The 13,194-nt window shown below is 66.4% G+C and carries 12 protein-coding genes and 1 tRNA gene; all 13 read right to left on the bottom strand.

The annotated features are described in order from the left end of the window. Position 1: 1 nt before the first annotated feature. Positions 2-898, bottom strand: coding sequence for an ABC transporter permease (locus AC07XB_RS22305; protein WP_492375942.1), 897 nt, complete (start codon positions 896-898; stop codon positions 2-4). 153 nt (positions 899-1,051) lie between these two features. After that, positions 1,052-2,023: an ABC transporter substrate-binding protein gene (locus AC07XB_RS22300; protein ID WP_043345265.1), complete on the bottom strand. Its 972-nt coding sequence runs from the start codon at positions 2,021-2,023 to the stop codon at positions 1,052-1,054. Between the two features lie 323 nt (positions 2,024-2,346). Continuing rightward, positions 2,347-3,405 carry an aldo/keto reductase gene (locus tag AC07XB_RS22295; RefSeq protein ID WP_492807672.1) on the bottom strand — a complete coding sequence of 353 codons (1,059 nt, stop codon included), beginning with the start codon at positions 3,403-3,405 and terminating at the stop codon, positions 2,347-2,349. Between the two features lie 58 nt (positions 3,406-3,463). Next, positions 3,464-4,498, bottom strand: a complete 1,035-nt coding sequence (locus AC07XB_RS22290; protein ID WP_492807670.1) for a quinone-dependent dihydroorotate dehydrogenase — start codon at positions 4,496-4,498, stop codon at positions 3,464-3,466. 101 nt (positions 4,499-4,599) lie between these two features. Next, positions 4,600-5,445: an arginyltransferase gene (locus AC07XB_RS22285; RefSeq protein WP_492826791.1), complete on the bottom strand. Its 846-nt coding sequence runs from the start codon at positions 5,443-5,445 to the stop codon at positions 4,600-4,602. A 91-nt stretch (positions 5,446-5,536) separates the two neighbouring features. Continuing rightward, positions 5,537-6,277, bottom strand: coding sequence for a leucyl/phenylalanyl-tRNA--protein transferase (gene aat / locus AC07XB_RS22280; protein WP_492826789.1), 741 nt, complete (start codon positions 6,275-6,277; stop codon positions 5,537-5,539). 28 nt (positions 6,278-6,305) lie between these two features. After that, positions 6,306-6,890, bottom strand: coding sequence for an NUDIX hydrolase (locus tag AC07XB_RS22275; protein WP_174422706.1), 585 nt, complete (start codon positions 6,888-6,890; stop codon positions 6,306-6,308). Positions 6,891-7,093: 203 nt separating this feature from the next. Further along, a tRNA-Met gene (locus AC07XB_RS22270) sits at positions 7,094-7,169 on the bottom strand. A gap of 123 nt (positions 7,170-7,292) precedes the next feature. After that, complete coding sequence (locus AC07XB_RS22265) at positions 7,293-8,045, bottom strand: RES family NAD+ phosphorylase (RefSeq protein ID WP_492372778.1); 753 nt, start codon at positions 8,043-8,045, stop codon at positions 7,293-7,295. Beyond that, on the bottom strand, positions 8,005-8,394 hold the full coding sequence (locus tag AC07XB_RS22260; RefSeq protein WP_043345277.1) for an MbcA/ParS/Xre antitoxin family protein: 390 nt from the start codon (positions 8,392-8,394) through the stop codon (positions 8,005-8,007). The genes AC07XB_RS22265 and AC07XB_RS22260 overlap by 41 nt, the downstream gene beginning before the upstream one ends. A gap of 212 nt (positions 8,395-8,606) precedes the next feature. After that, positions 8,607-9,845, bottom strand: a complete 1,239-nt coding sequence (gene boxA, locus AC07XB_RS22255) for a benzoyl-CoA 2,3-epoxidase subunit BoxA (RefSeq protein ID WP_492372779.1) — start codon at positions 9,843-9,845, stop codon at positions 8,607-8,609. An 84-nt stretch (positions 9,846-9,929) separates the two neighbouring features. Beyond that, positions 9,930-11,354 (bottom strand): benzoyl-CoA 2,3-epoxidase subunit BoxB, encoded by a 1,425-nt coding sequence (gene boxB, locus AC07XB_RS22250; protein ID WP_174422703.1) that lies wholly within the window; start codon positions 11,352-11,354, stop codon positions 9,930-9,932. Positions 11,355-11,437: 83 nt separating this feature from the next. Further along, positions 11,438-13,132: a 2,3-epoxybenzoyl-CoA dihydrolase gene (boxC, locus tag AC07XB_RS22245; RefSeq protein WP_492826786.1), complete on the bottom strand. Its 1,695-nt coding sequence runs from the start codon at positions 13,130-13,132 to the stop codon at positions 11,438-11,440. Positions 13,133-13,194: the final 62 nt, after the last annotated feature.

The raw sequence follows: 13,194 nt of genomic DNA, 5'->3' as shown, positions 1-13,194 counted from the left end.
CTCAGGCACCTCCGTTCTTGCGGCCGAACAGCTTCTTGCGGGTCCCGGGCAACACCAGGGCACCGGTCACCAGTACGGCAGTGACCAGGTTCAGGTCTTGTGCCTTGAGGCCGATGAACTCGCTGTTCAGGGCCAGCGCAATGAAGAAGCGGTAGAGGATGGCGCCCAGTACCACGGCCAGCGTGGTGTACACCAGCCGGCGCGCCGGCAGGATGCTCTCGCCGATGATCACCGCGGCCAGGCCGATCACGATGGTGCCGATGCCCATGGAGATATCGGAGCCGCCCTGGGTCTGCGCGAACAGCGCGCCCGCGAGGGCTACCAGGCCGTTGGACAGCGCCATGCCCGCCAGCGTGGCGCGGCCGGTGGCGATGCCCTGGGAGCGCGCCATGCGCGGATTGGCGCCGGTGGCTCGCATGGCCAGGCCGAGCTGCGAGGAGAAGAACCAGTCCAGGCCAACTTTGGCCACGACCACCACGATCAGCAGCAGCGCGGGGCGCAGCATGTAGTCGGGCAGCCAGTCCGGCTGCAGGATGGTGAAGATGGTCGACTCGGTGATCAGCGGCACATTGGGCTTGCCCATGATGCGCAGGTTGATCGAGTACAGCGCGATCATCATCAGGATACTGGCCAGCAGGTCCATGATCTTGAGGCGCACGTTGAGCCAGCCGGTGACGAAGCCGGCAAAGGCGCCCGCAACAATCGCCAGCGCGGTGGCGATGAACGGATCCTGGCCCGAGGCGATCAGCGTGGCCGCCACGGCGCCACCCAGCGGGAAGCTGCCATCGACCGTCAGATCGGGGAAATTGAGGATGCGGAAGGAGATCAGCACCCCCAGGGCGACGAGGCTGAAGATCAGGCCGATCTCCAGGGCGCCCAGCAGGGAAAAGAGGGACATGGGGGAAATCCAGTTGCTTGTGTCCGGCACGGGAGGCCGAATCTGAAAACGCCTGGCACGCTGCCCGGGTCAGGCGGCGCGGCGCAGGCGTTTCCGGGGGCGGGCCCGGATAGAGCCACCTGCGCGAGAACGCGCAGGGTCAGCGTGCCGTGATTACTTGATGACGGTCTTCGCTTCCTTGATCAGCTCGGGCGACAGCGTCACGCCTTGCTTCTCGGCCGCGCCGGTGTTCACGAACAGCTCCAGCTTGTCGCTGGTTTCCGAAGCGATCGCGCCGGGCTTCTCGCCCTTCAGGATACGCACCACCACCTTGCCGGTCTGATGGCCGAGGTCGCCGTAGTTGATGCCAAGCGCGGCAATGGCGCCACGCTTGACGCTGTCGGTATCGGCAGCCACCAGCGGGATCTTCGACTCGTTGGCAACCTTGACCAGGGCTTCGTACGCCGACACCACGTTGTTGTCGGTGTTGGTGTAGATCACATCGACCTTGCCGATCAGGCTCTTGGCGGCGGCGCCGATGTCGACCGTGCGCGGTGCGGCGGCTTCCTTCAGCGTCATGCCTTCCTTGGCCAGCATCGCCTTCAGCTCCTTGACCACCACCACCGAGTTGGCTTCACCGGGGTTGTAGACCATGCCGACCGTCTTGGCCTTGGGCACCACGCGCTTGATCAGGGCAACCTGGCGGTCCAGCGGCAGCTTGTCCGACACGCCGGTCACATTGGTGCCCGATGCGCTCCAGCTCTTGACCAGCTGGGCGGCGACCGGATCGGTCACGCCGGAGTACACCACCGGCACCGACTTGGTGGCGGCCACCACGGCCTGGGCCGACGGCGTGGCGATGGCCACGATCACGTTGGGCTGGTCGCCAACGAACTTGCGGGCGATCTGCGCGGCCGTGCCGGTATTGCCCTGCGCGCTCTGGTATTCCCACTTCAGGTTCTTGTCGGCGTCAAAGCCGGCGGTCTTCAGCTCGTCGCGCACGCCATCGCGGATGGCGTCCAGCGCGGGATGGTCGACAATCGAGAGCACCTTGACGGTCTGGGCCTGCACGGCGCCACCGTACAGCAGCGCGAGGGCGACGGCGCTGCCCAGGATGGTCTTGGTCGATGTCTTGAGACACTTCATAATTTTTAATCTCCCCCGGATATGGGTTCTGGGTGATGAGCCGCGTTTCGTTCTCGATAAGAACTGGTCCGCCGTCTTGCCCGGCGGCGCGCTGCGCCAACCGGCCGGTCCGTTGTGTGGGCGATACACCAGGCGGCAGGCTGGAGGACGCTCTTGTACAGCGGATACGACGGCGATAAGCCTGCGAGGATACCATTTTCGAGGCGAAATTTGCCCGGTTTTGCCCTGTTCCAGTGCGTCAGTAGGGGAAAACGGCAGGCCCGGAGCGCGCCATGGGCGGCGCCGGGCGGCGCACCGTCGCTGGTGCCTGGAACGCGGAAACGTTACTGCGCCGGATTGTGGATTTCGGCGTGGATGCGGGCGATGGCCGCGGTGATCGCCTCAGGCAGCGGCGTTTGCCAGGCATCGATGTTCTCGCGCAGTTGTTCCAGCGAGGTGGCGCCGATGATGGTGCTCGCCGCGAACCAGCGCGAGTAGCTCCAGGCCAGCGCCAGCGTTGCCGGCGAGAGGCCGTGCTCGCGTGCCAGCGTCACATAGCGGGCGGCCGCGGCCAGGCTTTCCGGGCGCAGGTAGCGCGGGCTCCAGTCGGGCGGGAAGCGCGTCAGGCGGCCCTTGGCCTGCGCGTCAAACACGGGGTGGGCGAGGTCGCCGCCGAGGTACTTGCCGGTGAGCTGGCCAAAGGCCAGCGGGCTGTATACCAGCAGGCTCACGTCGGTGCGAAAGCACGCCTCGTCCAGGCCCTGCTCGAAGCTGCGGTTGAGCAGGTTGTACGGGTTCTGGATGGTGGCGATGCGCGGCAGGCCGTGCAGCTCCGCCTGCTTGACGAACTCGGCCACGCCCCACGGCGTTTCGTTGGACACGCCGACATAGCGGATCTTGCCCGCGCGCACCAGCTCGCCCATGGCTTCGAGCTGCGCCTGGATCGAGGCGCACTCGCGCTCATTGGCCGGATCGAACTGCTTTTGCCCGAAGATGGGCGCGTTGCGAGCGGGCCAGTGGATCTGGTACAGGTCGATGTAATCGGTCTGCAGGCGCGCCAGCGAGGCGTCCACCGCCGCGCGGATGCTGTCCGGGGTCAGGTCGCCACCATTGCGGATCCACGGCATGCGCGCCGGGCCCGCCACCTTGGTGGCCAGCACGACGCGCTCACGCTGCTGGCGCTTGAGCCAGGTGCCGACGATGCGCTCGGTGCTGCCATAGGTCTCGGCACGCGGCTTGACCGGGTACATCTCTGCGGTGTCGATGAAGTTGATGCCGCGCGACACCGCGTAGTCGAGCTGGCTGTGGCCTTCGGCTTCGGTGTTCTGCTCGCCGAAGGTCATGGTGCCCAGGCAGATGCGCGAAACCTGCAGGTCGCTGCGGCCAAGACGGGTGGTTTCCATGGCTATCCTTGTGAGGCTGGGGTGATAAGGCGCAAAAAACGGGTTTGGGCCGGGGCCGTCAGGCGCGCAGCGCGGCGGCGCATTCCTTGACCAGCACCGGGCCGCGGTAGATCAGCCCGCTGTACACCTGCACCAGTTGCGCGCCGGCCGCGATCTTGGCTTGCGCATCGGCACCGCTGAAGATGCCGCCCACGCCTACGATGGGCACCGCGTCCCCAACCACCGCGCGCAGGCTCTTGACCACGCGCGTGGAGGATTCGAACACCGGCCGGCCCGACAGGCCGCCGGCTTCCTCGCCGTGCGGCAGGCCCTTGACGGCGTCGCGGGCGATCGTGGTGTTGGTGGCGATCACGCCGTCGATCCGGTGGCGGACCAGCGCATCGCCGATATTGCCGATCTGGTCGGCATCGAGGTCCGGCGCGATCTTGAGCGCGAGCGGCACGTAGCGCTTGTACTTGTCGGCCAGGCGCTGCTGTGCGTCCTTGAGCGTGGAGAGCAGGTGGTCGAGCTCGCTGGCGCCCTGCAGCTGGCGCAGGTTCTTGGTGTTCGGCGAGGAGATATTGACGGTGACGTAGCTGGCGTGCGGGTAGACCCGTTCCAGGCAGTGCAGGTAGTCGTCCACCGCGTGCTCGATCGGTGTATCGGCATTCTTTCCGATGTTCAGGCCCAGCACGCCGCCTTCGGCCTTCCAGCGCGACGCGTTCACATTGGCGATAAAGGCATCCACGCCGCCGTTGTTGAAGCCCATGCGGTTGATCAGCGCATCCGCCTGCGGCAGGCGGAACATGCGCGGCCGCGGGTTGCCCGCCTGCGGGCGCGGCGTTACGGTGCCTACCTCGATAAAGCCGAAGCCGAAGGCGGCCAGCCCGTCGATGTAGGCGCCATCCTTGTCGAGCCCGGCGGCTAGGCCAACCGGGTTGGGGAAGCGCACGCCCATCACCGTGCGCGGGTCATCGGCGATGGTATTGCCGATGCAGCCCGCCAGCCCCATGCGCTTGGCGCGGAGCAGGTTGTTGAGGGTGAAATGGTGAGCGTCCTCCGCATCCATCGAGAACAGGGCGGGGCGAAACAGGGGGTAGAGCGCGTTCAGCACAGGGAATCAGCTTGGAAGTCGGGACCAAGGCGGCATTGTAACGGTTGGGCCGGATCGGGTACTGCGCCGCTGGCGCGGGCATGACTTGCGCAGGCTGTCCGCTACAGGCTGTTTTCCGGGGCTTCGTCGCCAGGCTGCGGCGGCACGACGGGCACAGCGGTGGGCGATGCCACGGCGGGTGCCGCATCCCGCAGCGACGCCGGCGCCGCATCGAACGCGCGCCACTGGTTTGCGGTCAGCACCTGCAGCGGCTGGTAGCGCGCCTTATAGGCCATTTTTCGGCTATCGGCGATCCAGTAGCCCAGGTACAGGTGTGGCAGGGCGAGTTCGCGGGCCTGTTGGATCTGCCACAGGATGTTATAGGTGCCGTAGCTGGCGTGCACCTCCAGCGGGTCGTAGAAGGTGTAGACCGAGGACAGGCCATCGTCGAGCACATCGATCATGCTGACCATGCGCAGCCGCCCGGCCTCGGCCGAGCCCGGCGGCTCGCGGAATTCCACCAGCCGCGAATTGACCCGGCTTTGCAGCAGGAACTGCTCGTACTGGTCGCGGCTGTCCTGGTCCATGCCGCCGCCGGCGTGGCGCATCGACTGGTACAGCAGGTAGAGCGAATAATGCTCTTCCACGTAGGTGAGCGGCGCCACCAGCGCCTGCAGGCTGCCGTGCTGGCGCCAGGCCCGGCGCTGGCTGCGGTCAGGGCGGAACTGGTCGACCACCACGCGGCACGGCGTGCAGGCGTGGCATTCATCGCAATAGGGGCGGTAGGTAAAGATGCCGCTGCGCCGGAAGCCGGCGCGCACCAGCCGCGAATAGACATCGGCATTGATCAGGTGGGCGGGCGTGGCCACCTGAGAGCGCGCCATGCGGCCATCGAGGTAGCTGCAAGCGTAGGGTGCCGTAGCGTAAAACTGCAACGCGGAAAGGGGGAGTTCCTTTAGCTTGCTCATGTGTCTGCAACGGCCAGGGATGAAACAGCAACGCGGGAAAGCCGATGGCGCAGCGACCAGGCCTTGCGGCGAGTGGCCAATGCGGTGCGCCCTACGGCTGCACCTGAGTCCATCTCTGCAGCACCGTCTTGTCAAAACCCCACGGCACGATATCCGGCTGGCGGGTGGCAATGCGGATATGGGCCGCGAACTCCGCACGCGGGATGGGACTCGCCCCGAGCGAAGCCAGATGATCGGTTTCCTGCTGGCAGTCTATCATCGCCACGCCGTGGTTGCCGAGGAACGCGCACAGCGCGGCCAGGGCGATCTTGGAGGCATCGGTGCGCCGCGCGAACATCGATTCGCCATAGAACATCCGCCCGAGCGCTACGCCGTACAGGCCGCCCGCGCGCTCGCCCTGGTACCAGGTCTCCACGCAATGCGCCAGGCCATTGCGGTGGAGTGCGCCATAGGCGGTGATGATGTCCTCGGTGATCCAGGTGCCATGCTGGCCATCGCGCGGGGTTTCGGCGCAGGCCTGCATGACGGCGATAAAGTCGTCGTCGACGCGGACTTCCCAGTCGGGGTCGCGCAGCACGCGCTTGAGGGTCTTGCGAAAGGTGCTGGAAACGCGCAGCGCCTGCGGCGGCAGCACCATGCGGGGATCGGTGCTCCACCACAGCACCGGCTGGCCTTCGGCATACCAGGGAAAGATGCCTTGCCGGTAAGCCAGCAGCAGGCGCTGCGCCGACAGCTCGCGGCTGGCCGCAAGCAGGCCGGGCGCGTCGGAGCCCGGGCCGAGCGCACGCTCGACCGGCGGGAACGGATCATGCGGATCCAGCCAGGTGATCATGCAGGCAGTGCGGGCAACGCGCCCGGGTTCAGGGTTCGACCGTGGCCCGGGTGGTCAGCGGGCGCATCGGCTTGTCGATATCCAGGCTGTGCAGGCGGAAGGTGCCGTCGGCTAGCCGTCCCGCCGCGCGATCCGCGAAGAAGCAGCGCAACGAATGGATTACGGTGGGGAAGGCCAGTTCGTCCCAGGGTACGTCGGCTTCCTCGACCAGCTTTACCTCCAGGCTTTCCTCGCCCGCCGAGATGTCCAGGTCTTCCAGCGTTGCCAGGTAGAACATGTGCACCTGATGCACATGCGGCACATTCAGGATCGAGAACAGTTCGCCGACCTGCACCCGTGCCCCGGCCTCCTCCAGCGTCTCGCGCGCGGCGCCCTGCGCGGTGGTCTCGCCGATCTCCATGAAGCCGGCCGGCAGCGTCCAGAAGCCGTAGCGCGGCTCGATGGCGCGCTTGCACAGCAGGACCTTGTCCTCCCACACGGGAATGGTGCCGACCACATTGCGCGGGTTGACGTAGTGGATGGTGCTGCAGTTGTCGCACACTGAACGCAGGCGCGAGTCGCCTTCAGGGATGCGCAGCACGACCGCATGGCCGCAGTTCGAGCAGAATTTCATGAGGGGCGTCCGGGAGGAATGGCGAAAGTGTATCACCGCCGATGGGGGCTGCCGGGGGTGGGGTGCGAGTTTGGGGTGGGCTAGCGCGCGGGACCGCACCGAAGTCGAGCACCCGGCGCACAAAACAAAAAACGCCCGGAATTGGGCGTTGGGGCGTTGGTTTGCTTTGCATTCGACCGTGACTGCATTGGCATGCAGGCGTTTGGTTGCGGGGGCAGGACTTGAACCTGCGACCTTCGGGTTATGAGCCCGACGAGCTGCCAACTGCTCCACCCCGCGTCCGTCGAAGAAAAAGATTATAAGGCAAATCCTACCGCGGTGCAACAGCCAATTGCGCCAGAATGGCGAAGGGCGCAAGAACTCGCCCCGATAAGGATCGCGGCTGCAATGGCGCGCGGGGGGTCAGGCAGGGGCGGGACTGGCCTTGCTGCGCTGCCAGACGCTGGCGGCAAACTGGAAGCTGTCCCGCTGCAGCAGGTCGTCGCGTTGCCAGATGACGCGGTCAGGCCGCACGGTCAGCATCCAGGTGGTGGTGACGCGTGGTTGGGGTTCGGCGAAGGCGCGCGGGGTTAGCAGCGCGGCGCAGGCGCCGTGCTCCGGGTCGCGCACCGAGGTGTAGCGGATCATGCCGAGGCCAGCTTCCCGGGCCGTGCGGGCCAAGGCCTGGCAGGCATCATAGTGGTCGGGATCGGTCCACTTCGCTGCGTCTTCGGCAAACGGCGGGGCGTCGAGCGCGATGCCTTCGGTGCGCACGCTCACCTGGAACAAGGTGTGGGGCCGGGCGTCGATGCGGGGCAGCGCCGGGCTGTCGAGCAGGAAGCGCCAGCGCCAGTAGCCCAGTTCCGCGCAGGCGGTGCGAATATCGTCCGCGCCGTAGAACACGCCAGGATCCTGCTCGGCGCGAAAGCGCGAGCCCCAGGGCGAGGGCGGGTAGCGAAAGGGCGTGAACAGAAGATAGTGCAGGTGGCGTGCGTCGGCGGGCACCGCGGGCTTGCCGGCGTCCAGCACGGCTTCCAGCACGGCCTGCTCCTCCAGGCTGTCGACCAGCGGCATGGTCGATACCACATGCTGGGCCTCAACCGCGCGCCAGAGCGTGAGCGCAAACGGCTTGCGCTCAGACGCGACCGCGGGTGGCATCCAGATAGTGAACGACACGTACCAGGCCCTCTGTTGTGCGGATCAGGTCGAGCGGCTTGCCACCCAACGCCAGGTTTTCGTTGGCCAGCCAGAGGCGGGCCTGGTCGCTGTGGCCGAGGATGGCGTCGAGCGAGCGGAACAGGCGCACGAACAGCACGCCGAACTCCCATTCCTTGCGATGCGCATCGAGCACATAGCCCCCGGAAGCCATTCGGGACACAGAGGCGGTGCTGATGCCCAGCACGTTGGCCACGCCTGCCTGGCTGATGCCAAGGAAGCCGGCTGCACGCATGACCGCCTTGGTGAGGGTGGTGCCGGGGTCCGGACTGCCGGCAGGAAGATGCTCGGGGACTTGCTTGGGTTGCATCGCCTCGCTCCTGTTTCTTCAGAAACATTATAGGCGGTTCGTTTCGTAAGGGAAGCAGGAAAACGCCATCTTTATCTGCATGGCTTGGTGGTCTCGCCCGCTGCGGAATGCGCACTTGTCCTGTATAAGACCTTCTGCTGCGCTCCGCGTTGCGAGGGTGTGGGGCGCAACGGAGCGAGGCCTTCCGCAGGATCGGTATGTCTCAGTACGTCTCAGTACGTCTCGATATGCAGCCGTCCCTCTGTCTTCATGGCAACTTCCAGTTCACCCCAGGCCAGCCCGGTGCTGGCGCAGACCTCTGCGAACGCAGCCAGCACCCCGTCTTCCATTCCCTTGAGGCCGCAGATGTAGACATGGCCGTGCGGGTCGTTGAGCAGCGCCGCCACGCGGGCGCCGGCTTCGCGGATGGCGTCCTGCACATAGCGTCGGGGCTGGCCGGGATCGCGCGAGAAGGCGAGATGGATATCGAGGAAGCTCGGCGGCAGTTTCATCAACGGGCCGAAGTAGGGTAGTTCCCGCGCGTTGCGGGCGCCGAAGAACAACAGGCGCTGTCCGTCGAATTGCTCGACGTTGCGCCGCATGTGCTCCGTCATGGCGCGCATCGGGGCCGAGCCGGTGCCGGTGCAGATCATCATCACGCTGGCTTCACGGTGGTTGGGCATCAGGAAGGTGGTGCCGAACGGGCCGACCACGCGCACTTCGTCGCCGCGCGCGAGATCGCACAGGAAGTTGGATGCCACGCCGCGCACAGGCTGCCCGTCATGATCCTGCTCGACGCGCTTCACGGTGAGCGCCAGGTTGTTGTAGCCCGGCCGCTCGCCGTCGCGCGGGCTGGCGATCGAGTACATGCGGATGTAGTGCGGCTTGCCGTTGGCGTCGGTGCCGGGCGGCACGATGCCGATGGCCTGGCCTTCCAGCACCGGGAAATAGTGCTGCCCGAAATCCAGCACGATGTGATGCACATCGCTCGATGCGTCGTCGGCGGTCAGGCGGTAGTTGCCGGCCACGGTGGCGGTGACGGGGGCGCGCACGCCGTGCAGGTTGACATACGGATGCGCCGCCGACCACGGCGCCTTGGGCGAGGTATGCCGGCTGGTTTCCACCTGCTGGGTTTGCGGCTCCTGCCCGGTCTGCGGCGGTGAAGCCGGATCCGGCGCGCTATCGAGCCCCGCGTCCGCCGGCAAGGGCAGGCTGGCGGGGAGTTCGTCCCATAGCAACTGCGCCTCGATCGGATAGGCCGCGCTTTTGAGCATCGTGCGCCAGTTGTCGATCGCGCCGGTGGGGCACGGCCCCAGGCAGGCGCCGCAGCCGTTGCACACGTCGGCCCTGACCACGTAGTTGCGGTCGTCATGGGTGATCGCGTCGATCGGGCAGGTGTCTTCGCAGGTGTTGCAGCGGATGCAGATCTCGGGGTCGATCAGGTGCTGCTTGATGATGTCGGGGGCGCCCATCTCTTTGGTCTCCTTGGCGCGCGGCCGGTCTGTCGCCGGTGCTGCGCCGCATGTTGCCCGTGGGTCAGTCCGGGCTGGTCAGGGTCAGTTGAAGCGCACGTACTCGAAATCCATCGGCTGGCGGTTGACGCCCACCACCGGCGGAGCGATCCAGTTGGCGTACTTGCCGGGCTCGGTGACCCGGCCCATCAGCGAGGCCACGAAGGCGCGGTCCTCGTCGGTTGCCAGCCACTCGCGCTCGCCGGCCTGCCATTGCGCTTCGGTGAGCAGTTCGCCAGCCGGCGAGACATGGACGTTGGCCAGGCTACCGATCTTGCGGTTGAATGCCTTGTGCGGCACTGTCATGCGGAATGCGATGCCGTGCTTTTCGATCACCTTGTTCCAGCGCGCCACGCCGCCGAGCGTGTCCTTGACGTAGTCGTCGCGCAGCACCTCGTTGAGCGCGTTGAGCATGGGCACCTCACGCTCGCCCAGGCGGCCGTCGGTGACGTCGAGGATGCGGTACACCTCGCCCTTGAGCACGTGGTCGTCGCCACGCTTGCCTTCCTCGAAGCGGCCCTTGAGCCCGGCGCTGTAGAAAGTGGCGGCGTTGGACGACTGGTCGGCGCCGAACAGGTCGATGGTCACGCTGTAGTGGAAGTTGAGGTAGCGCTGGATGGTATCGAGATCGATCACGCCAGCAGCACGCACGTCCGCGGGATCCTGGATATCGCGCTCGCGCATGACTTCGCAGGTGCGCTGGATCACGCGGGAGATGCCGGACTCGCCGACGAACATGTGGTGGGCTTCTTCGGTCAGCATGAAGCGCGTGGTGCGCGCCAGCGGGTCGAAGCTGGATTCGGCCAGCGCGCAGAGCTGGAACTTGCCGTCGCGGTCGGTGAAGTGGGTGAACATGAAGAAGGCCAGCCAGTCGGGCGTGCGCTCATTGAAGGCGCCCAGGATGCGCGGGTTGTCCTCGTCGCCGGAACGCCGTCCCAGCAGCGCCTCGGCCTCTTCGCGCCCGTCGCGCCCAAAATGGCGATGCAGCAGGTACACCATGGCCCACAGGTGGCGGCCTTCTTCCACATTGACCTGGAACAGGTTGCGCAGGTCGTAGAGCGAGGGGCAGGTCATGCCCAGGTGGCGTTGCTGCTCCACCGAGGCCGGCTCGGTGTCGCCCTGGGTGACGATGATGCGCCGCAGGTTGGCGCGATGCTCGCCCGGCACTTCCTGCCAGGCCGCTTCGCCCTTGTGCTCGCCGAAATGAATGCGGCGTGCCGGGTCGGCGGGCTGGAGGAAGATGCCCCAGCGATAGTCGGGCATCTTGACGTGGTCGAAATGCGCCCAGCCGGAAGGATCGACTGAGACCGCCGTGCGCAGGTAGACATCGTGCTGGTGCGAGCCTTCGGGTCCCATGTCGCGCCACCAGTCGAGAAAGGCGGGCTGCCAGTGCTCGAGCGCGCGTTGCAGCGCGCGGTCGTCGGACAGGTTGACGTTGTTCGGGATCTTCTGGCTGTAGTCGATGCTCACGGGGTTGTCTCCTTGTCTTGTTTCTTGTTTCTTGTTTTTTGTTTCTTGTTGCGCGGACGGCTGGCCCGGATGGGCAAACGGGCTCAGACGCGGTCCCAGTCGAAGCGGGCCTTGTTGCCCGAGCCGAACACCTTGAGCGCGCCTTGCTCGCCCACCGCATTTGGCCGGTTGAAGATCCAGTTCTGCCAGGCGGTGAGGCGGCCAAAGATGCGGGTCTCCATGGTCTCCACCGGCCCGAAGCGCAGGTTGGCTTCGAGTCCCGTCAAGGCGTCCGGCGACAGGCTGGCGCGCTCCTCGATGGCAATGCGGATCTCGTCTTCCCAGTCGATGTCGTCGGGCGTGGCGGTGACGAGGCCGAGCGAGGCGGCGTTGATGGCGTCGAGCGGCGCGCCGATATGGTCCTGCACGGCCTGGACCGCCACCTCGTCCTGGTAGAAACGCGCGGCCAGCCGGGTCAGCCCGTTGACGGCCGGATAGCGGCCGAAGTTGGCGGCGCTGGCGAACACGCGCGGTGCATCGTCCGGCGCGTCGGGCAGGTGCAGCATGTAGCTGCGGTCGGCGGCCAGGGCCAGCTCTAGCAACGTGCCGGCAAAGCAGGAGTCCGGCTCGATCAGCGCAAACAGCGTGCGCGACGACACCTCCAGGCGCGCCAGCGTGCGGCGCAGCATGCCGATGGTTTCGCGCACGAACCAGTGCCCGGCATGCGCATCCAGCAGCGCATCGGTGGCCAGCACCTGATGGGGATCGCCTTCGGTCTTGAGGATCCACATGCCAATGTCGAGATGGTTGGCGCGCAGCGTGAGGATGGCGTCGTCGAGCTCGCGCGCCATCTTCAGCGGCCACCAGTCGGCGCCGGCGGCAAGGATCGCGGCCAGCGCCTGCGGCTGGTGCTTGGTCGGGCCGAAGACCGTCAGCGTGGCCTTGCGGGCATGCGGGTCGATATGCACCTGGACCGTTTCATAGCGGTATCCGTGCGCATCCTGGCTGCGCGACAGTGGCGTGAGCTTCACGCCATCCTGGCCGGCGGGCCGGTCGCTCTGCGCGGCAAGCGCAAGCGCGCGCTGTTGCACATGTTCCGCGAAGCGCGCCGGCTTGACCACGGCATCGACCAGTTTCCAGTCGTGCGCCCGCTGCCCACGCACGCCCTCGGTGGTGGTGCAGAAGATGTCGGCGTGGTCGCGCCGCACCCGGCGCTTGTCGGTGATGCGCGTGAGCCCGCCGGTGCCAGGCAGCACGCCCAGCAGCGGCACTTCGGGCAGGCTGACGGCGGAGGAACGGTCGTCGACCAGCACGATCTCGTCACAGGCCAGGGCCAGTTCATAGCCGCCGCCGGCGGTGGTGCCGTTGCAGGCCGCGATGAACTTCAGGCCAGAGTGGCGGCTGGCGTCCTCGATGCCATTGCGGGTTTCGTTGGTGAACTTGCAGAAGTTCACCTTCCAGGCGTGCGATGACTTGCCGAGCATGAAGATGTTGGCGCCTGAGCAGAAAATGCGGTCCTTGGCGCTGGTGAGGACCACGGTGCGCACTTCCGGGTGCTCGAAGCGGATGCGCTGCACGGCGTCGTGCAGTTCGATGTCCACGCCGAGGTCGTAGGAGTTCAGCTTGAGGGCATAGCCGGGGCGCAGGCCGCCGTCTTCGTCGACATCCATGGACAGCGTGGCCACCGGGCCCGCGAACGTCAGTTTCCAGTGGCGGTATTGCGCGGGGTCGCGCTCAAAGGTGACGGGGGCTTGCTCAATCGTGGTGGCGGTGGCGGTGGGAGTGGCCGGGGCGGACATCGTGGTCTCCTTTATGCATTATATTGTCGATCATCCCTTGCGATGAAATATAGTGCACAAAT

It is taken from the genome of Cupriavidus sp. GW821-FHT02F09 (genome assembly GCF_059421605.1).
The sequence above is the reverse complement of the archived record's forward strand: the minus strand, read 5'-3'. Positions and strand labels throughout refer to the sequence as shown.

Excerpts from the sequence above, each read along its gene's own strand:
- AC07XB_RS22300 (WP_043345265.1), bottom strand. The coding sequence starts at position 2,023 with ATGAAGTGTCTCAAGACATCGACCAAGACCATCCTGGGCAGCGCCGTC.
- AC07XB_RS22275 (WP_174422706.1), bottom strand. The coding sequence starts at position 6,890 with ATGAAATTCTGCTCGAACTGCGGCCATGCGGTCGTGCTGCGCATCCCT.
- AC07XB_RS22260 (WP_043345277.1), bottom strand. The coding sequence starts at position 8,394 with ATGCAACCCAAGCAAGTCCCCGAGCATCTTCCTGCCGGCAGTCCGGAC.
- AC07XB_RS22285 (WP_492826791.1), bottom strand. The coding sequence starts at position 5,445 with ATGAGCAAGCTAAAGGAACTCCCCCTTTCCGCGTTGCAGTTTTACGCT.
- boxC (WP_492826786.1), bottom strand. The coding sequence starts at position 13,132 with ATGTCCGCCCCGGCCACTCCCACCGCCACCGCCACCACGATTGAGCAA.
- AC07XB_RS22305 (WP_492375942.1), bottom strand. The coding sequence starts at position 898 with ATGTCCCTCTTTTCCCTGCTGGGCGCCCTGGAGATCGGCCTGATCTTC.
- AC07XB_RS22295 (WP_492807672.1), bottom strand. The coding sequence starts at position 3,405 with ATGGAAACCACCCGTCTTGGCCGCAGCGACCTGCAGGTTTCGCGCATC.
- aat (WP_492826789.1), bottom strand. The coding sequence starts at position 6,277 with ATGATCACCTGGCTGGATCCGCATGATCCGTTCCCGCCGGTCGAGCGT.
- boxA (WP_492372779.1), bottom strand. The coding sequence starts at position 9,845 with ATGGGCGCCCCCGACATCATCAAGCAGCACCTGATCGACCCCGAGATC.